This is a genomic window from Achromobacter sp. 1014246743 (genome assembly GCF_059760725.1).
The window spans coordinates 1-18,069 of record NZ_JCBANA010000047.1 but is presented as its reverse complement, the minus strand read 5'-3'; the positions used below and the strand labels follow the sequence as shown (position 1 = coordinate 18,069).

Sequence of the window (18,069 nt, the reverse complement as noted above, 5' to 3'; positions counted from 1 at the left end):
AATGCGGTTCAGGTGAGTAGAGCGGGGAAATTTAGCATGCGGCCGCGGCCGGCCAGGCGCGCGCCAGGATCTCCGCGACATCGGTGCCCCCTTCCAGCTCGCCGAAGACGCCGCCCAGGGCCCCGAGCCGGTTGACGACAAAGCCCTGCGCCACGGCCTGTGGCGCGTGCCGGATCAGCAGGGCGGCCTGCCACAACCGCGCCAGTCCGCAAGCGATGCGGCGGGCCTGGAACTCGGCCTGCGCCGGGTCCGCCAGCAGCCCGCGCCAGGCCGCCAGCGCGGCATCGAATTCGCGGTACTGGCCGGTGGCGGGCGCGAGTTCGCTTTCGAGCGCCGGCAACGCCTCGGGTTCGCGCTGCAAGGCCCGCAGCACGTCCAGTGCCATCACGTTGCCCGAGCCTTCCCAGATGGAATTGACCGGGGTTTCGCGGTACAGGCGCGGCATCGGCCCCTCTTCGACGTAGCCGTTGCCGCCCCAGGCTTCCATGCATTCGGCGACCGCCGCGATCGCCCGCTTGCATACCCACAGCTTGGCGGCCGGCGTGCCCACCCGCGCCAAGGCGCGCGCGCCGGCGTCGCCGCGTTCGTCCACCGCCCGCGCCAACCGCAACGCCAGCGCCTGCGCGGCCTCGGATTCCAGCGCCAGGTCGGCCAGCACATTGCGCATCAGTGGCTGCGCCAGCAGCGGCTTGCCGAAAGCCTGGCGATGGCCCGCGTGGTGCAGCGACTGCACCACGGCCTGGCGCAGCAGCGCGGCGCTGCCCAGCACGCAATCGAGCCGGGTGGTGGCCGCCATTTCCAGCAGCACCGCCAGCCCGCGGCCGGGTTCGCCCACCATGGCGCCCCAGGCGTCCTCGAATTCGACCTCGGCGCTGGCATTGCTGTGATTGCCCAGCTTGTCCTTCAGGCGCCGGATGCGGACGGCATTGCGCGGGCCGCCCGGTATCCAGCGCGGCACGAAAAAGCAGCTGAGGCCCGCGTCCGTCTGGGCCAGCACCAGGTGGGCGTCGGCCTGCGGCACCGAGAAGAACCATTTATGCCCCACGATGCGATACGCGCAGCCGCGGCCGGCCGGGCCCAGGGGTTCGGCCCGCGTGGTGACGGCACGCAGATCCGACCCGCCCTGCTTCTCGGTCAGTCCCATCCCGATCAAGGCGCCGCGCTTGCCGGCCAGCGGCGCGTCGGCGCCATCGAATTCGCGCGAGAACAGCACCGGCAGCCAGTCGCCGCCGTAATCGACCACGCCGGCCGGTTCGCGCTGCAGCAGCGGCACAGCGGCGAAGGTCATGGTGGTGGGGCACAGCGTGCCGGCCTCGACCTGGCCCTGCATCAGGTAAGCCGCCGCGCGCGCCACCTGGGCGCCAGGCACCGGCTGCGCCCAGGCCCGGCTATGCAGGCCGCGGGCGGCGATACCGCCCATCAGCAGTTGCCAGGCCGGATGGAATTCCACATGGTCGATGCGGTGGCCGCCGCGGTCGTAGGCCAGCAGCCGCGGCGGGCAGCGGTTGGCCTCGGCACCCGCGGCCAGCGTCTGGGCGCGGCCCAGCCAGGCCCCATGCGCGGCCAGGTCGCCGGCCCAGGCCCCGGCGCCCTCGCGAACGAGGGCCTCGCGCAAGGCCGGGTCGGTCTCGTACAACGAATAGTCTTCCAGGGGCGGAACCTGGTTCAGAACGGTATGGGTCGCGAACGAAGTCATGCTGGCTCCCGGCGATGCGTTGATGCGCCGCGCGTGACGGGCGCGCGGCGTTGCCCTGCCCGGCGCGCCCCAGCCTATCGGGCGATGGGCGCCACCCGCTGCCACGGCCGCAGGGCTTCGACCTGGGCAGCCAATTCCAGCAGCCAGGCCTCGCTGCCCAGCGGGCCCATGACCTGGATGCCGATGGGCAGGCCGTCGGCGGACAGGCCGAAGGGAATGGAAATGGCCGGCATGCCGGTCAGGTTGGCCAAAGGCGCAAACGGCGAATAGCCGATCACGCCCTTCTTGCCCAGACGGTAGGCCAGGTAGTCGGCGTTGTCCATGGCGTAGCGGCCGATGGGCGCAGGCAACTGGGCCAGCACGGGTGACAGGAACAGGTCGTGGCCCTGCGCGCCCTCGCGATGCAGGAAGCGACCGATGCGCCGCGTGATCTCGTGGCAGGTATCCACGCAGGCCACGTACTGCGCGCCCGAAATGGCGCGCGCATACTCGCGCGCCCCCAGCGTGGTCGGCTGCAGCTCGTCGGCGGCCAGCCGGCGGTTGCGGACGGCGACGAAACTGTCGATGGCGTTGGCCGCGGCGCTGGCGATCAGGGGCAGCATGGGCGACAGCACTTCTTCCGATCCCACGGGCGGCGCGGCCGTGACGAGTTCATGGCCCAGGCCGGCGAAGAAGCGGGCTGCCTCTTCGACCGCGGCCGCGACTTCAGGGTCGATCGCCGCGCCTTCGTAGGTGGTGCTGAGATAGGCGATGCGGCGGCGCGGCGCGCCGTGCGGGTCGGCAGCCACGCGCGAGACGATGTCCAGGTAGGTGTGCAGCGGCTTGGCAGGCGACGCATACGGCGCGCCCACGTCAGCCCCGGCGCTGATATCGAGCGAGGCGGCGCAATCGCGCACCGACAGGGTCATCATGTGTTCGGTGGCCAGGCCGCCCCAGCCTTCGCCCTTGAGCGGACCCAGCGGCATCATGCCGCGCGAGGGTTTCAGGCCCAGCACGCCGCAACACGACGCCGGAATGCGGATGGAGCCGCCGCCGTCGCTGCCGTGCGCAATGCGCACCATGCCGCTGGCCAGCGCCGCGCCCGCGCCGCCGCTGGAGCCGCCGGCGCTGTGTCCGGTCTTCCAGGGGTTCTGGGTGGGCGCGCCGTAGACCGGCGATTCGGTGGTGGGGCTCAAGCCGAGTTCAGCGCTGGTGGTACGGCCGAACGGAATGAGGCCGGCGCGGCGGTAGCGCTTGACGATGTTGGCGTCGACCGACCATTCGACCTTGCCATACAGCACCGACCCCATCGTGCTGGGCAGGCCCAGCGCGGCGGTGCCCAGGTCCTTGAGCAAGGTAGGCACGCCCAGGAAGGGGCGTTCGCGCAGCAGCGCCAGTCGTTGCGGGGAAGTCAGGCTGGCCAATTCCTGGTCGAGCGACTTGGCCAGGTCCAGCCCCAGTTCGGCCTGCACTCCGCAGGCGGCGTTGATCGTGGGGTTGCGCGCCGCCACCCTTTCCACGGCTTGCTGCATCGCGGCAAGCGCTGTCGTGGCCCCCTGGGCGATATCGGCGCCCAGCGCCATCGCGTCGAAGGAAGAGGAATCAAGTCGGTCAGCGGTGCCCATGCTTACGATGCTCCAGATATCGACGGCGAATTGCCGCAATGATGAGGATATCGACAGACCGCCCCGGTCACAAGCGCGGACGGGGCCGGATCGGGCAGCCGCGGGCCGCGCGCTGCGTTTGCGGACGAAGTCGGACCCGTTGCGCCCGACTTGCGGAATCAGTTCGCGGCGGGTGGCGGGGGGACGCCGTCGGTCTCGGCGTCGCCCGCCGCTTCGGCATCCGCGTCGTCGCTACCTTCGCTACCCAGCAGGCGCAGCGCATCCGCTTCCGGCAGCGCCTCGACGCTTTTCAGGTTGCGCAGCATGGCGCGGGTGCGCACTTCGGTCTGACCGATCTTGCTGCTGGCGGTGTCCAGCGTCTTCTTGACGCCGGCCAGCGCATCGCCGAACTTGCCGAATTCCGTCTTGACCGCGCGCAGCACCTGCCAGACCTCGGACGAACGCTGCTCGATGGCCAGCGTGCGAAAGCCCATCTGCAGACTGTTGAGCAGCGCGGCCAGGTTGCTGGGCCCGGCGACGTTGATGCGCAGGTCATGCAGGCGATCCAGCAACCCCGGGCGCCGCAGCACTTCGGCATACAGGCTTTCGGTGGGCAGGAACATGATGGCGAAATCGGTGGTGTGCGGCGGCGCCACGTACTTGGACGCGATCAGGCGCGCCTGCACCTCGACCGCCTTGCCCAGCGCGGCGCCCGCGGCCTTGACTCCCTCGACGTCGGCGGCGTCCTGCGCATCCATCAGGCGTTCGTATTCTTCCTTGGGAAACTTGGCATCGATGGGCAGCCAGACCGGCGCGCCGCCGTCGCCGCGGCCCGGCAGGCGGATGGCGAATTCCACCACCGCGTCGCTGCCCGGCACCGGCTTGATGTTGCTGGCGTACTGCTCGGGCGTCATGTTGTCTTCGATCAGCCGCGCCAGCTGCACTTCGCCCCACGTGCCGCGCGACTTGACGTTGGTCAGCACCCGCTTGAGGTCGCCCACGCCGGCGGCCAGTGCCTGCATTTCGCCCAGGCCCTTGTGCACGGCTTCCAGGCGGTCGGACACCTGCTTGAACGACTCGCCCAGGCGCTGTTCCAGGGTGGCATGGAGCTTTTCGTCCACCGTGCGACGCATCTCATCGAGCTTGGTACTGTTGTCTGCCTGCAACGCTTGCAGGCGCTCGTCTACCGTCGTGCGCACTTCCATCAGGCGACGCTCGTTGATCTGGATCAGCCCCTGCAATTGCTCACTGAAACCCGTGGCGAAACGGCCCAGGGACTCGGCCGATTCGGCGCGGGCGGCCTGGGCGTCGCGGGTCAGCGCGGCGCGCAGGTCGCCGTGGGATTGCGCCAATTCCTGGCGCAGCGCGCGGGTGGATTCCGCAAATTCGGTGCGCAAGCCGCGCTGGCCCTCGGCGATATCGGCGCGCAGGGCCCGTTCGGTGCGCTCCAGGCCGTCCAGCAGCGCATCCAGTCTGACATCGTGGCTGGGACGCGACAGCCACGCCATCAGCGCGGCCAGGCTGGCCAGCACCGCGCCGCCGGCGGCAATCCAAAGCAGAACGTCATTCGACAAGGCAAACCCCTACGCCGCGCCCACGGCGGCCGTCCGAAATTATAGGGCCGCATCCCTGTTGCTGTAGCTATCCGAAACGACTTGGCGGGCGCCCCGCAAGACCAATGGCAAGCAAGAGCATTAAACTGTTAACAACATATATAAGAACCTTAAAAAGAGTTGAATACCGCTGATCTTCCCCCATCCTGTCCGGCCGCCGTCGACTTCGGCTCCGTCTTCGGTCCATTGAACCTCAATGACGAGACGCCCGTCGCCATCGGCGGCGACCGACACATCTTCCAGCATCCCCATGCCCCTTCGCTGCTGGTGAAGGTGATGGACATGCAGGCGCGCGCCGTCTACCTGGACGCACGTCCCTTCAAGCGTTGGTACAAGCAATACCAGCGTGAAAGCGCCTACCGCGTCTACCTGAACGAAATCACGGAATACGTCACCACCACCACCCGACCGTCGGGCGTGTGGCAGGTGCCGATGGCCCGCATCCTGGGCGTGGCCCAGACCACGCTGGGCCTGGGCCTGCTGGTCGAAAAGATCACCGACGGCCAGGGCAATATCGCCCCCACGGTGGCCGACCTGGCCCGCCAGGGCAAGATGGATGCGGATCTGTCCGCGCAACTGGACGAATTCATCGAAGACCTGGCCGATGCCCACGTCGTGCTGCACGATCTGTCGGCCAGCAACATCGCCTGTGGCCAGAATGCGGACGGCAAGTCGGGGCTGTTCCTGATCGACGGCTTCGGCGTGCTGCCGCTGGTGCCGGTGTATGCCTGGAGCAAGCGGCTGAACCGCAAGCGCATCCAGCGCAAATACGCCGACATGCGCGCCGCCATGGCACGGCGGGCTCGTGAAGCCGCCTTGCGGGCGGCCAGCCAGGATCAATCGCAAGCGCAGGCCTGACGGCCCCTCTCGAACCGTCCGGCGCCGGGAGGCGCTCGCCGTTCAGGGCGCGTGCGGCAGCAGCGCCCCCTCCCGATCCACCCATTGATAGTCGCGCCCCGCCACCTGCCCCCGGCGCAACGGGTTGCGGGTGCAGAAGGCCGCATAGGCCGGGTCGACGTAGCGGTATTCCAGGTGTTCGTCGCGCCCCGGCGGAATGCCCAACCGGGTGGTGCTGATCAGCGCCGGCGGCGCCTCGCCCACGTCTTCCACATAGAGCGCGTGCGGATCGAAACGGCGCGCGTCCCAGTCCGGCACTTTCAGGCCCAGCGCCCGGCACAGCAGCGTCTGGCCCGCACACAGCCTGGCGAGCGGCCGCGGCTGTCCTTGGGCATCGGGGTTCAACTGCTGCATGCGGGCCAGCGCGTCGGGGCCGGACAGCGCGTCGGTCCAGGGGTAGGCGGACTTGATCAGCACGGCGTTGCCGGGCCCCGCCGCGCTGAAATTGAGCGAGTCGCCCCCACGCGCGTAGTACATATAGACCACGCCCCCGTCCATGAACAGGGCACGGCGCTTGTGCGTGTAGCCCAGCGACGCATGGCTGCCTTTTTCTTCCAGGTAATAGGCTTCGGTCTCGATGATGCGGGCCGACAGCCACAGGTCGCCGACGCGGTGGCGCACCACCTTGCCCAGCAGGTCGCGCGCAAGCGTGCGGGCGTCACGATTGAAAAAGGCATCGGGCAGCGCGTTGCCCGCGCGGCGCGATGCCTGGTTGGCCGGGGTGGCCACGGCGTCAGGCGAAACGTTCGCCGTAACGCTTTTCGCTGAAGCCGACGCCGACTTCGCCATCGGGCGTGACGGTGACCGGGCGGCGCACCAGCGCGGGGAACTCGGCGATCAGCTGGGTCCATTGTGCATCGGTGGCGGGCGTCTTGCGGTCGTCGGGCAGATTGCGCCAGGTCATGGAAGCGCGGTTGACCAGTTTTTCCCAGCCGCCGACCTTGCCGGACCACGCCTTCAGGGTGGCGGCAGGCACGGGATGGTCGCGGTAGTCGATGAACTCGTGGTCGACGCCGTGTTCGGTCAGCCACTCGCGCGCCTTGACGCAGGTGCTGCACTTGGTCAGGCCATACAGGGTGGTTTGCTTCATTTGGGTTCGGACTCCTTGCGCCATTGCATGCGATTGGCCAGGATCACGCAGGTGCCCACCGCCAGGATGAACAGGGTGGCCAGCGCGTTGATCTCGGGTTTCAGGCCCAGCCGCACGCGGGAGAAGACTTCCATCGGCAGCGTGCTGGAACTGGGGCCGGACAGGAACGACGCCAGCACGACGTCGTCCAGCGACAGGGTGAACGACAGCAGCCACGCCGACGCCAGCGCCGGTGCGATCAGCGGCAGCGTGATCTTGAAGAACACGGTGATGGGCGTGGCACCCAGGTCCAGCGCGGCTTCTTCGAGCGAGCGGTCCAGGTCGCGGATGCGGGTCTGGATCACCACGGCCACGAACGCCATGCACAGGGTCACGTGCCCCACCCAGATCGTGAAGATGCCGTTCTCGGCGGGCCAGCCCAGATGGCCGCGCAGTTCCACGAACATCAACAGCAGCGAGATGCCCAGCACCACTTCAGGGATGACCAGCGGCGCGCTCAGCATGCCCACGTACAACGCGAAACCGCGGAACCGCCCCATGCGCCCCAGCACGTAGCCCGCCCAGGTGCCGATGATGACGGCGGCCGTGGCCGTCATGGCGGCGATGCGGAACGACAGCCAGGCCGCGCGCAGCAGTGCGTCGTCGTTGAACAGCGAGTGGTACCAGCGGAACGAGAAGCCGGTCCAGGACGTGACGGCGGGCGATTCGTTGAACGAGAACACCATCAGGCTGATGATGGGCACGTACAGGAAGAAGTAGCCCAGCCCCAGCACGACGGCGCGCAAAGTCTTGTTGGGACCGTTCATTTGCGGCCTCCGGTTGCCAGTTCCTGCTGCTTGACCTGGTTGTACTGGAACAGCGCCAGGGGCACCAACAGCAACAGCACCATCACGCAGGTCACCGCCGAGGCCATCGGCCAGTCGGTATTGTTGAAGAACTCGTTCCACATGACCCGGCCCATCATCAGCGTGTTGGCGCCGCCCAGCATTTCGGGAATGACGTATTCGCCGACCGCCGGAATGAACACCAGCATGGCGCCGGCAATGACGCCCTGGCGCGACAGCGGCACGGTAATCTGCCAGAACGCCTGCCAGGGCTTGGCGCCCAGGTCGTAGGCGGCCTCCAGCAGGCGCAGGTCCATCTTCACCAGCGTGGCGTACAGCGGCAGGATGAAGAACGGCAGGTAGGCGTAGACCATGCCGATGTACACCGCCAGGTCGGTCCGGTAGATTTCGAGCGGGCTGGAAATGATGCCCAGCCACTGCAGGAAATTATTCAAGAGGCCGTCGTTGCGCAGGATGCCGACCCAGGCATACACCCGCAAGAGCAGCGAGGTCCAGAACGGCAGGATCACGCCCAGCAGCAGCAGGTTGCGCACGCCGGGCGAGGAGCGCGCGATGTAGTAGGCAATGGGATAGCCGATCAGCACGCAGGCAAGCGTGGTGATGGCGGCGATCTTGACCGAGCTGAGGTAGGTGGCGAAATACAGGCTGTCGGTGAACAGCAGGATGTAGCCGCGCAGGTGCAGGCTGAACTGCACCGCTTCGTCCTTGAATTCCGCCAGCGACGTGTACGGCGGAATGCCGAACTTGAGTTCGGCGAAGCTGATCTTGAACACCAGCAGGAAAGGCACCAGCAGGAACAGCACCAGCCAGGCGAACGGCGGCACCACCGCCAGCGCCCGGCCCGAGGGCAGCCAGTCGCGGGGCGAAAAGCGGATCATGACGCCAGCACCGTCGCGCTGTCGGCGTCCCAGCTGACGAAGATCTCTTCGTCGATGCCCGGGGCGTCCATTTGCGCCAGCAGCAGGCTGGGCACGCTGGCTTCGACCATCGCGCCGGAATCCAGGCGGATCTGGTAGAGCGCGTAGCTGCCCATCCAGGCCATGTGGCTGACCATGCCGTGGGCCCAGTTGTAGTCGCCTGCGGGCTGTTCGCGCGACACCACCATGCGCTCGGGGCGGATGGAAACGTGCACGTCCATGCCCAGGGGTTCGCTGACGCCGTGGCTGACGTACAGCGGCCGGCTCAGCTCGGGGCTTTCGATGGCGACGTGGTCAGGTTCGTCGACCACGATGGTGCCGGTGAACATGTTGGTCGAGCCGATGAAGCTGGCGACGAAACGCGAGTTCGGGAAGGCGTAGACGTCTTGCGGCGTGCCGCATTGGACGATCTGGCCGTCGGTCATGACGGCCAGGCGGTGGGCCATGGTCATGGCTTCTTCCTGGTCGTGCGTGACCATGATGCAGGTCACGCCCACCTGTTCGAGGATCTTGACCAGTTCGATCTGCGTCTTCTGGCGGATCTGCTTGTCCAGCGCCGACATGGGTTCGTCAAGCAGCAGCAGCTTGGGCCGCTTGACCAGGCTGCGCGCCAGGGCGACGCGCTGCTGCTGGCCGCCGGACAGCTGGTTGGGCTTGCGGCGCGAATAGCCCGCCATCTGGACCAGGTCCAGCGCCTCGAACACGCGGTCGTGGATTTCGGCGCGATCCACGCCTTCCTGTTTCAGGCCGAAGGCCACGTTGGCCTCGACCGTCATGTGCGGGAACAGCGCGTAAGACTGGAACATCATGTTCACGGGCCGACGATACGGCGGCACGCTGGTGATGTCTTCGCCATCGAGCAGGATCTGGCCGGAGGTGGCCTCCTCGAAGCCGGCCAGCATCCGCAGCAAGGTCGACTTGCCGCTGCCGGAGCTGCCCAGCAACGCGAAAATCTCGTTGCGCTTGACCGAAAGATTGACGGAACGGACGGCGACCACATCGCCAAAGATCTTCACCACATCGGCCACCCGGACGAACTCGTCCGGGTCAGCCGAATGCTGCGCCGAGTAACGGCTATCGGTCATGATGGCTATCGTCCGGACTTGAGCTCGGCCCACATGCGGGTTTGCAGGCGTTGGATGTTCAGGGGCTGGGCCTTGATGACGTACAAGGTCTTGGAGACCTCGGGCGACGGGTAGATCATGGGGTTGTCGGCCACGTCCTTGACCACGTACTTGCGCGCCTCTTTGTTGGCGTTCGGATAGAACATGGTGTTGGTGATGGCGGCATGCACCTGGGGCGTTTCAATGTAGTTGATGAACGCCAGGGCTTCTTCGGGGTGCGGGGCGTCCTTGGGGATGACCATCAGGTCGAACCACGCCGGGGCGCCACCCTTGGGAATGAAGTAGTTCACTTCGTAGGACTTCTTGGCTTCCTGGGCCCGCTTGCGCGCGATCATGACGTCGCCCGAGAAGCCATAGACCATGCAAAGGTCGCCCACGGCCAGCTCGTCGATGTAGCCGGACGAGCTGAACTGGCGGATGTACGGACGGATCTGTTTCAGCACGTCCAGCGCGGCCTTGTAGTCGTCGGCGCTGGTGCTGTTGGGATCTTTGCCCAGGTACTTGAGCACGGCCGGGAATACCTGCGCGGCCTCGTCCAGCATCGAGATGCCGCATTCCTTCAACTTGGCGGCATTTTCGGGCTTGAAGATCATGTCCCAGTTGGCCAGGTCGACGTTGTCGCCCATGATCTGCTTGACCTTGGTGACGTTGTAGCCCAGGCCGTTGGTGCCGTAGCCCCAGGGCACGGCGTACTCATTGCCGGGGTCGACCGAGGCGACCAGCGCCATCACGTCGGGATCCAGGTACTTCCAGTTGGGGATCTTGGACTTGTCCAGCTTCTGGAACAGGCCGGCCTCGATCTGGCGCGAAGCGTAGTGCGTGGACGGGACAACGACGTCGTAACCCGATTTGCCAGCCAACAGCTTGGCCTGCAGGGTGTCGTTGCTGTCGTAGACGTCGTAGCGGACCTTGATGCCGGTTTCCTTTTCGAAACCCGGGATCGTGTCCGGAGCCGTGTATTCGGCCCAGTTGTAGACGTTGACGACCTTGTTCTGCGCCACCGCGGCCGACGTGGCTGCCGTGACCAGCATCGTGCCTAGCGCCCAGCGCATTCCCGCCCTTAGTTTCATTACCAGCCCCCCAGCTATCCGCCGTAAGTTACAGGAGTACCAAAAGGCGAAATCATAAAGCTTTTTAGCAAGGACCTGACCAACTTTACCGGCAGATTTAGCCGAATTTGCCGCAATTAGGCCCCGATTGCGATGTATCGGGTGCCCGATGGCTTACGGCTGCACGCCCACGCCCCAGGCGGTCCAGTAACTGTCGCGCAATTTGAGCCAGAAGCGCTCGCCGTCTTCGCCGGCCACCTTCACCAGCGACCGGCGCAGGCGGTCCAGGTTGCCCTGGCGCTGGCGGTCCGACAGGCCGCCCTGGGTGCCGCGGTCGAAGTCGATCAGCCAGACCCGGCCATCGGAACCGATCAGGATGTTGAAGGCGTTCAAATCGGCATGCCAGACACCGGCCCGGTGCATCCGCACGATGGCCTCGGCCACCGGCTGCCACAGGGGCTCGGCCAGGGCCTGGGCCAACGGCCGCACGCCCGGAATGCGCTCGACGATGATGGCGGCGCGATAGGTGGGCCCCTGGCGCCAGTAGGCGGCGGCCAGCGGCGCCGGCACCGGCAGGCCCTGGGCGCGCATCGCGGCCAGCAAGCGGAATTCGCGGAAGCTGCGGCTGCGGTCTTCGCCCGCCCACAGATAGGTGTCGCGGCTGATCCTGGCAATGAGGCCGCCGCGGCGGTAGCGCCGCAGCACCCCCTGCCAGCCCTGCCCCTGCACGAACCAGGCGGCCTGGCGGCCACCGGCATCCACCGGCCGGGCCCGGTCGCCATAGTGGGACGGGTTGAAGATGTCCGGCCCTGACTCGCCCAGGCGGGCGTCGCTGAGCATGGCACCGGCCAGCGGTGCGGGCCAGGCCTGGCGCCGGGCGCCCGAGGCGTCCCGCTCAGCCTTCACGATTGCGCATCCAGTCGGCCACGCCGAAGAACGACTGCAACAGGCGTTCGACCAGCGCGGGTTCGATGCCTTCGTCCTCCATGGCCCGGCCCATGCACGCAACCCATTGATCGCGTTCGACAATACCGATCGAGAACGGCAGGTGACGAGCCCGCAGCCGGGGATGGCCGAAGCGCTGGATATAGTGGTCGGGGCCGCCGAAGTAGCCGCACAGGAACCAGAACAGCTTGTCGCGGGCCTCGTCCAGGCTGGGGCCATGGGCGGCCCGCAGCGCCTTCAGGTCGGGCTCGATGTCCATCAGGTCGTAGAAGCGGTCGACCAGGGCGCGCACGCCGGGTTCGCCGCCCAGAAGGTCGAAAATGCTGCGGGAAATATCCACGGGTTCGGTAATGATCTGCACGCGGGAACTCATCAGGTTTCTCTCAGGGTGACCAGGGGCGGGGTGCGCAGCACGCCGCGCAGCGCCAGCGCGCCGCCGGCCCAGGCGCCGAGCATACCCGCGCCGACCCCGACCAGCCAGGGCCAGAGGCTGAGGGTAATGGTGAAATCGAACACCTGGGTTGATAAAACCCAAGCGATCACGGTGGCGCCGGCCGCGGCCAACAGGCCGGCCAGGCCGCCGACGGCCCACAATTCGATGCGCTGCGACCGCGCCAGCTGGCTGCGGGTGGCGCCCAGCGCACGCAGCACGGCGGCTTCACGCATGCGTTCGTCGCGGGTGGCGGTCAGGGCGGCCGACAGCACCAGCACGCCGGCCGCCAGGGTGAACAGGAACAGCAGTTGCACCGCCCGCCCGACCTCGTTCAGCACCGATTGCAACTGCTGCAGGATGGCGCCGACGTCGAACACGGTCAGGTTGGGAAACTGCCGCACCAGGCCGGGCAGCACCTGCGCCTTGTCGGGCGGCAGATAGAAAGACGTGATCCAGCTTTGCGGCATGTCGGCCAGGGACTTGGGCGTGAGAATGGCGAAAAAATTGACGCGCATCGTATCCCAATCGACCCGGCGGGTGCTGGACACCGCCACTTCCACCTGCTGGCCGGCCACGTCGAAGGTCATCTTGTCGCCCAGCTTGATGCCCAGGGTCTTGGCCAGGCCCGATTCCAGCGACACCTCGGCCGACCCCGGCGTCAGCCAGCGGCCTTGCTCGATGCGGTTGGACGACGGCATGTCGTCGCCATAGGACAGGTTGAATTCGCGATCCACCAGCCGCTTGGCGCGCGGCTCTTCGTAGTCGTCCGGCCCCACCGGCTTGCCGTTCACGGCGATCAGCCGGCCCCGCACCATCGGCGACAGCACGATGCCGCCCAGGCCTTCGCGGGTCAGCGCGTCGGTCACGGCCTGGCGCTGGTCGGGCTGCACATTGATCAGGAACCGGTTCGGCGCATCCGGCGGCAGCGTGCGCTGCCAGCCCTGGATCAGGTCGGTGCGGGTCATGGCCAGCAGCAGCAAGGCCATCAGCCCCACCGCCAGCGCGCAGACCTGCGTGATGGTGGCGGCGCGGCGCCGCACCACCCCGGCCAGCGCAAAGCGCAGGGCCGGCAGGCCCGCCGCCAGGCCGCGCAGCCGCGCCAGGCCCAGGATGCACAGCCAGGCGACCAGCGCGAACACGGCGAACGCGCCCAGGAACCCGCCCGCCACCACGCCGCCCAGCCTGGCATCGCCGGCGAACCACCAGATCAGCAAGGCAAAACCGACGGCACCCACGACATAGCCGGTGGCGCTGCGGGCGCTGATCGAATCCGCGTCGCGCCGCAGCACCCGGGCCGGCGGCACATGGCGCAACTGCGCCAGGGCGGGCAAGGCAAAGCCCAGCAACAGCAGCAGGCCGGTCAGCAGCCCTTGCAAGGCGGGGATGGCCGACGGCGCCGGCAAGGCCGTGTCGATCAGCGAGGCCAGCACCATCACCAGCACCTGGTGCACGGCATAGCCCAGCAGGCAGCCCGCCGCCGACGCGAACAGGCCGACCAGCGCGAATTCCAGCGTCAGCATGCGCGACACCTGCGACTGCACCGCGCCCAGGCAGCGCATGACGGCAATGCCGTCGCGGTGCCGGGTCATGTAGCGGCCCGCCGCCAGCGCCACCGCCACCGCGGAAATCAGCACCGCCAGCAACGCCACCAGCGACAGGAAGCGCTGCGCCCGATCCAGCGTGCGGCGCACTTCGGGCCGGCCGGATTCCAGCGTGGCGACCTTCTGGCCCCGTTTCAGATTCTGGTTGAGCCAGGTGGAATACCCCGCCACGGCGTCCGGCTCGCCCGCGGCCAGGAGGGCATAACCGATACGGCTGCCCGGCGCGATCAGGCCGGTGGCCGGCAGGTCGCTGGCGCGCAGCAGCACCCGCGGCGCGACGTTCACAAACTGCATGCCGCGGTCGGGTTCGTAAGTGATGACACGGTCGATGCGCAGGTGGGCATCGCCCACATTAAGGGTGTCGCCCACTTTCAGGCCCAGCAGCGACAGCACCTGGGCATCCACCCAGACCGCCCCCTCGGGCGGGATCTCGCGCGTCGGCGCATCCGGGCTGAACGGCGCATCCGCCACCCGCAGCGCCCCGCGCAGCGGATACCCCGGTTCGACCGCCTTCAACGCGGCCAGCTGGGCGCCGTCGCCCGCACTGACCATGGACGGGAACTGCCAGGTGCTGGACACCTGCAGCCCGCGTTCGCGCGCCTGGTCCATGAAGGCCGCCGGCACCGGCTCGTCGGCATCCAGCACCAGGTCCGCCCCCAGCATCTGTCCGGCGTCGCGTTCCAGCGCCCGGCTGACGCGATCGGCCAGGAAGCCGACGCTGGTCACCGCCGCCACCGCCACCACCAGGGCCAGCACCAGCAGCCGCAGCTCGCCGGCGCGGGCGTCGCGCATCATCATGCGGGCGCCCAGCGCCAGGGTGGTCCAGAAACCGGGGCGCCGGGCCCGCGAGACATCAGGGAAATCCATCATCTGCCAATGTTAACCAACGGCCGGAATGGGGGCCGAATCCCGCTATCATGCGCGAAGCGCCTTGCGGCGCCGCACCTATCGCTACACAAAAATACCCAAACCCCTGGAGAAGACAATGCGTAAATCCTGGCTCGCGGCCACGATTCTTGCCGCCTGCGCGGCCGCCGTTCCCCTGGCCGCCTCGGCCCAGACCCCGCTGAAGATGGCCTATGCCCTGTCCACGTCGTCGCACTACGGTGCCGGCGCCGACGCCCTGGCCAAATCCATCGAGGCCTCCAGCAACGGCAAATACAAAGTACAGCAATTCGCCAACAGCGCGCTGGGCGGCGAACGCGAAGTGATCGAAGGCCTGCAGATCGGCACCATCGACCTGGCCATCGTCTCGACCGGCGCCACCCTGAACTTCGTGCCCGAGACCGGCGTCTTCGACATTCCCTTTCTGCTGCGCGACCTGCCCCATGCCCGTAACGTGCTGGACAGCAAGATCGGACAGGATATGCTGGCAAAGTTCCCCAGCCGCGGCATCATCGCGCTGGCCTGGGGCGAACAGGGCTTTCGCCACCTGACCAACAACGTGCGCCCGGTCAAGACGCCGGCAGACGCCAAGGGCCTGAAGATCCGCACCACCGAGAACCCGATCCACATCACGGCGTTCCGCCAGATCGGCATCCTGCCCACCCCCATGGCCTGGCCCGAAGTGGCCACCGCCCTGCAGCAGGGCACCATCGACGGCCAGGAGAACCCGCTGTCGGTCATCACCTCGGCCAAGCTGTCGCAGATGCAGAAGTACCTGTCGCTGACCGGCCACGTCTACGGCCCGGCCCTGGTGCTGATGTCGTCCAATGTGTATGACGGCCTGTCGGCGGACGACAAGGCCAAGTTCGACAAGGCCGGCAAGGAATCCGCCCAGGCCATGCGCGCCTACGTGGACAACATCGAGAAGACCGGCGTCGAGCAGCTGAAGAAAGAAGGCATGCAAGTGTCTGAAGTCGACCGCGCCGCCTTCGCCGCCGCCGTCGAGCCGGCCTATCCCGAGTACTACAAGAAGTTCGACAAGAAGCTGATCGACGCGATCCGCGACACCAAGTAAAACCGGCGGCACGGGCCGCTGCCGCGGGGGGACCCGGTTCCCTCCTGGCAGCGGCCCTGCGTCGGACAGCGGCGCGCGTCGGCCCCCCGCTGCGGAGCGGTCTCGATGCAGGCCTGACGCCGGACCGACGGCCGGTCCTTCTGTCCTGACCTCGCGCCGCCCGTTGCGCCGTGCCCGCCTGCCTTGCCCCTCGCGTTGTCCTGCTCTGCCCCTTTGTTATTCGCTACCGGAAACTTCCATGCGATTGCTCTGCGCCTTCGACCGCATCCTGTTCAAGCTGGTGTCGGTCATCGCCCAACTTCTCCTGGTGGCCGCCGCGGCGGCGGCCTTCTATCAAGTCATCGCCCGTTTCGTGCTGCACTCGCCCGCCGACTGGAGCGAGGTGCTGACCCGCGCCCTGCTCATCTGGACGGTGCTGCTGGGCGTCGCGCTGGCCTTTCGCCACGGCGCGATGATCAGCGTCGAGCTGCTGCGCAACCTGCTGGGCGGCATGCGCCGCCGCGTGCTGGAGGCCGTGATCGGCCTGATCTGCGCCGGCTTCCTGGGCTTCATTGCCTGGATCGGCGGCCAGATGACCTACCGCGTGCGCTTCCAGAACGTGCCCAGCCTGGACATCTCGATTTCCTGGATCTACTCGGCCATTCCGGTCGGCGCCACGCTGGCCGCCATCGCCGTGCTGGCCCGCTGGTGCGCCGGCGAGGAAGAAGACGTCCCCGTGCGCAACGACGCGCAAGGCTGAGCCCCCCGCCCCGAATCCAAGCAGACGATATCGCCATGTCCCAATTAATGATTGTCTCGATGCTGATTTTCTTCGGGCTGTCCGTGCCGGTCGCCGTGTCGATCGGCCTGGCCAGCCTGGCCGGCGTCGGCGCCGCCAACCTGCCCTGGCTGGTGGTGGCCCAGCAGCTATATGCCGCGCTGGACAAATACCCGCTGGTCGCGATTCCCTTCTTCATCCTGGCCGGCAACCTGATGGAAGCCGGCGGCATTTCCGAACGCATGGTGGAATTCGCCAAGAGCGTGGTGGGCGGCATCCAGGGCGGGCTGGCCTGCACCTGCGTGCTGACCTGCATGATCTTCGCCGCGGTCGCCGGTTCCAGCGTGGCGACCACTTTCGCGGTGGGCGCGATCCTGATCCCCGCGATGATCCGCCACGGCTACCCGGCCCCGTTCGCGGCGTCATTGCAGGCCAGCGCGGCCGAGCTGGGGGTGATCATCCCGCCGTCGATCCCGATGATCCTGTTCGCGGTGTCGACCGACACGTCGACCGGCGAGCTGTTCATCGCAGGCGTGATGCCCGGCATCCTGATCGGCGTGGCGTTGATGTTCTACGTCTGGCTCTATGCCAAGCGCAACAACCTGGGCAAGCGCGACGGCGAAGGCCGCCTGCCGCTGTGGCCGGCCTTCAAGCGCGCCTGGCTGGCGCTGATGATGCCGGTGATCATCCTGGGCGGCATCTACGGCGGCGTGTTCACACCGACGGAAGCCTCGGTGGTGGCGGTGATGTATGCGGTGGTGGTGGGAAAATTCATCTACCGTCGCCTGAGCTTCACGCAACTGTCCGGCACGCTGCACAAGTCGGTGGTCTCGACGGCGGTGATCATGTTCGTGATCGCCAACGCAGGCGTGTTCAGTTTCCTGTTGAACCGCGCGGGCATCCCGGACGCGCTGGGGGTCTGGCTCTCCCAACTGTTCGACTCGCAGTTCACGTTCCTGATGGGCGTGAACGCGGCACTGTTCGTGATCGGCATGTTCATCGAAACGTCGGCATCGATCGTGGTGCTGGCCCCGCTGCTGCTGCCGGTGGCGCTGAAGTTCGGGGTAGACCCGGTGCACTTCGGCATCATCATGGTGGTGAACCTGGCCCTGGGCATGATCACCCCCCCATTCGGGGTGAATCTCTTTGCGGCGTGCGCGGTGGCCAAGTTGCCGTTGGAGAGGTTGATCAAGCCATTAGTGCCGTTCGTGGGGGTGGTGATTGTTTGCCTTCTTGTGATTACTTATTGGCCTGGGTTGTCGTTGGGGTTGCGGGATTTGGTTTATTCCAAATAGGGTTGTGGGTGCGTCGGTGGTCGCTTCGTAGGTCGCCCCTTGCGGTGGCGGCATGCGGAGTGGGCGCCCACGATTGCGGTCCGGAGCCTTCGCTCCGGACTTCCCCTTCGTCATCTTCGTCCGGGCCTTCGGCCCCTCCTTGTATCTTGAGCCCTGGGATGGTTAGCTACCATTCCACGAGAGACAGGTGAGTTTCTGCGGCTCCCTTAGGTGCCTGACCCTGTTCTGAAGACTAAACCCCTGTCTCTCACCTCTGACGCCATC

At 67.2% G+C, this 18,069-nt stretch carries 16 protein-coding genes; 4 read left to right on the top strand and 12 right to left on the bottom strand.

Features of this window, described 5'->3' with window-relative positions; genetic code table 11:
- Window positions 1–31: 31 nt before the first annotated feature.
- From AC6LJ2_RS19615 to AC6LJ2_RS19605, 3 genes are all read right to left on the bottom strand, one after another.
- Window positions 32–1,696 carry an isovaleryl-CoA dehydrogenase gene (locus tag AC6LJ2_RS19615; RefSeq protein WP_498151988.1) on the bottom strand — a complete coding sequence of 555 codons (1,665 nt, stop codon included), beginning with the start codon at window positions 1,694–1,696 and terminating at the stop codon, window positions 32–34.
- A 74-nt stretch (window positions 1,697–1,770) separates the two neighbouring features.
- Window positions 1,771–3,300 carry an amidase gene (locus AC6LJ2_RS19610; protein WP_445658571.1) on the bottom strand — a complete coding sequence of 510 codons (1,530 nt, stop codon included), beginning with the start codon at window positions 3,298–3,300 and terminating at the stop codon, window positions 1,771–1,773.
- A 158-nt stretch (window positions 3,301–3,458) separates the two neighbouring features.
- Window positions 3,459–4,853, bottom strand: coding sequence for a DNA recombination protein RmuC (locus AC6LJ2_RS19605; protein WP_263915540.1), 1,395 nt, complete (start codon window positions 4,851–4,853; stop codon window positions 3,459–3,461).
- A gap of 159 nt (window positions 4,854–5,012) precedes the next feature.
- Between AC6LJ2_RS19605 and AC6LJ2_RS19600 the strand changes: the two genes are divergently transcribed.
- Window positions 5,013–5,750 (top strand): PhoP regulatory network YrbL family protein, encoded by a 738-nt coding sequence (locus AC6LJ2_RS19600; protein WP_263915538.1) that lies wholly within the window; start codon window positions 5,013–5,015, stop codon window positions 5,748–5,750.
- A 42-nt stretch (window positions 5,751–5,792) separates the two neighbouring features.
- Here AC6LJ2_RS19600 and AC6LJ2_RS19595 read toward each other — a convergent pair whose 3' ends face one another.
- From AC6LJ2_RS19595 to AC6LJ2_RS19555, 9 genes are all read right to left on the bottom strand, one after another.
- Window positions 5,793–6,518: a DNA-3-methyladenine glycosylase gene (locus AC6LJ2_RS19595; RefSeq protein ID WP_263915537.1), complete on the bottom strand. Its 726-nt coding sequence runs from the start codon at window positions 6,516–6,518 to the stop codon at window positions 5,793–5,795.
- Window positions 6,519–6,522: 4 nt separating this feature from the next.
- On the bottom strand, window positions 6,523–6,879 hold the full coding sequence (locus AC6LJ2_RS19590) for a Spx/MgsR family RNA polymerase-binding regulatory protein (RefSeq protein WP_263915535.1): 357 nt from the start codon (window positions 6,877–6,879) through the stop codon (window positions 6,523–6,525).
- Window positions 6,876–7,685 carry an ABC transporter permease subunit gene (locus AC6LJ2_RS19585; protein WP_006384055.1) on the bottom strand — a complete coding sequence of 270 codons (810 nt, stop codon included), beginning with the start codon at window positions 7,683–7,685 and terminating at the stop codon, window positions 6,876–6,878. The genes AC6LJ2_RS19590 and AC6LJ2_RS19585 overlap by 4 nt, the downstream gene beginning before the upstream one ends.
- Window positions 7,682–8,602, bottom strand: coding sequence for an ABC transporter permease subunit (locus tag AC6LJ2_RS19580; RefSeq protein WP_263915532.1), 921 nt, complete (start codon window positions 8,600–8,602; stop codon window positions 7,682–7,684). The genes AC6LJ2_RS19585 and AC6LJ2_RS19580 overlap by 4 nt, the downstream gene beginning before the upstream one ends.
- Entirely contained in the window at window positions 8,599–9,726 is a 1,128-nt protein-coding gene (locus AC6LJ2_RS19575) for a polyamine ABC transporter ATP-binding protein (protein WP_263915531.1), read from the bottom strand. The genes AC6LJ2_RS19580 and AC6LJ2_RS19575 overlap by 4 nt, the downstream gene beginning before the upstream one ends.
- A 5-nt stretch (window positions 9,727–9,731) precedes the next feature.
- Window positions 9,732–10,835: a polyamine ABC transporter substrate-binding protein gene (locus AC6LJ2_RS19570; RefSeq protein WP_498151987.1), complete on the bottom strand. Its 1,104-nt coding sequence runs from the start codon at window positions 10,833–10,835 to the stop codon at window positions 9,732–9,734.
- Window positions 10,836–10,988: 153 nt separating this feature from the next.
- On the bottom strand, window positions 10,989–11,654 hold the full coding sequence (locus AC6LJ2_RS19565; RefSeq protein ID WP_445659140.1) for a 3-deoxy-D-manno-octulosonic acid kinase: 666 nt from the start codon (window positions 11,652–11,654) through the stop codon (window positions 10,989–10,991).
- A 55-nt stretch (window positions 11,655–11,709) separates the two neighbouring features.
- Window positions 11,710–12,132 carry a globin domain-containing protein gene (locus AC6LJ2_RS19560; RefSeq protein ID WP_263915527.1) on the bottom strand — a complete coding sequence of 141 codons (423 nt, stop codon included), beginning with the start codon at window positions 12,130–12,132 and terminating at the stop codon, window positions 11,710–11,712.
- Complete coding sequence (locus tag AC6LJ2_RS19555) at window positions 12,132–14,663, bottom strand: ABC transporter permease (RefSeq protein ID WP_445658566.1); 2,532 nt, start codon at window positions 14,661–14,663, stop codon at window positions 12,132–12,134. Before AC6LJ2_RS19555 ends, AC6LJ2_RS19560 begins: the two co-directional genes overlap by 1 nt.
- 115 nt (window positions 14,664–14,778) lie before the next feature.
- Here AC6LJ2_RS19555 and AC6LJ2_RS19550 point away from each other — a divergent pair, with 115 nt between their 5' ends.
- From AC6LJ2_RS19550 to AC6LJ2_RS19540, 3 genes are all read left to right on the top strand, one after another.
- On the top strand, window positions 14,779–15,753 hold the full coding sequence (locus AC6LJ2_RS19550) for a TRAP transporter substrate-binding protein (RefSeq protein WP_263915525.1): 975 nt from the start codon (window positions 14,779–14,781) through the stop codon (window positions 15,751–15,753).
- A 238-nt stretch (window positions 15,754–15,991) separates the two neighbouring features.
- Complete coding sequence (locus AC6LJ2_RS19545; RefSeq protein ID WP_263915523.1) at window positions 15,992–16,492, top strand: TRAP transporter small permease; 501 nt, start codon at window positions 15,992–15,994, stop codon at window positions 16,490–16,492.
- Between the two features lie 35 nt (window positions 16,493–16,527).
- Window positions 16,528–17,805 carry a TRAP transporter large permease gene (locus tag AC6LJ2_RS19540; protein WP_498151986.1) on the top strand — a complete coding sequence of 426 codons (1,278 nt, stop codon included), beginning with the start codon at window positions 16,528–16,530 and terminating at the stop codon, window positions 17,803–17,805.
- The last annotated feature ends 264 nt before the right edge of the window (window positions 17,806–18,069 follow it).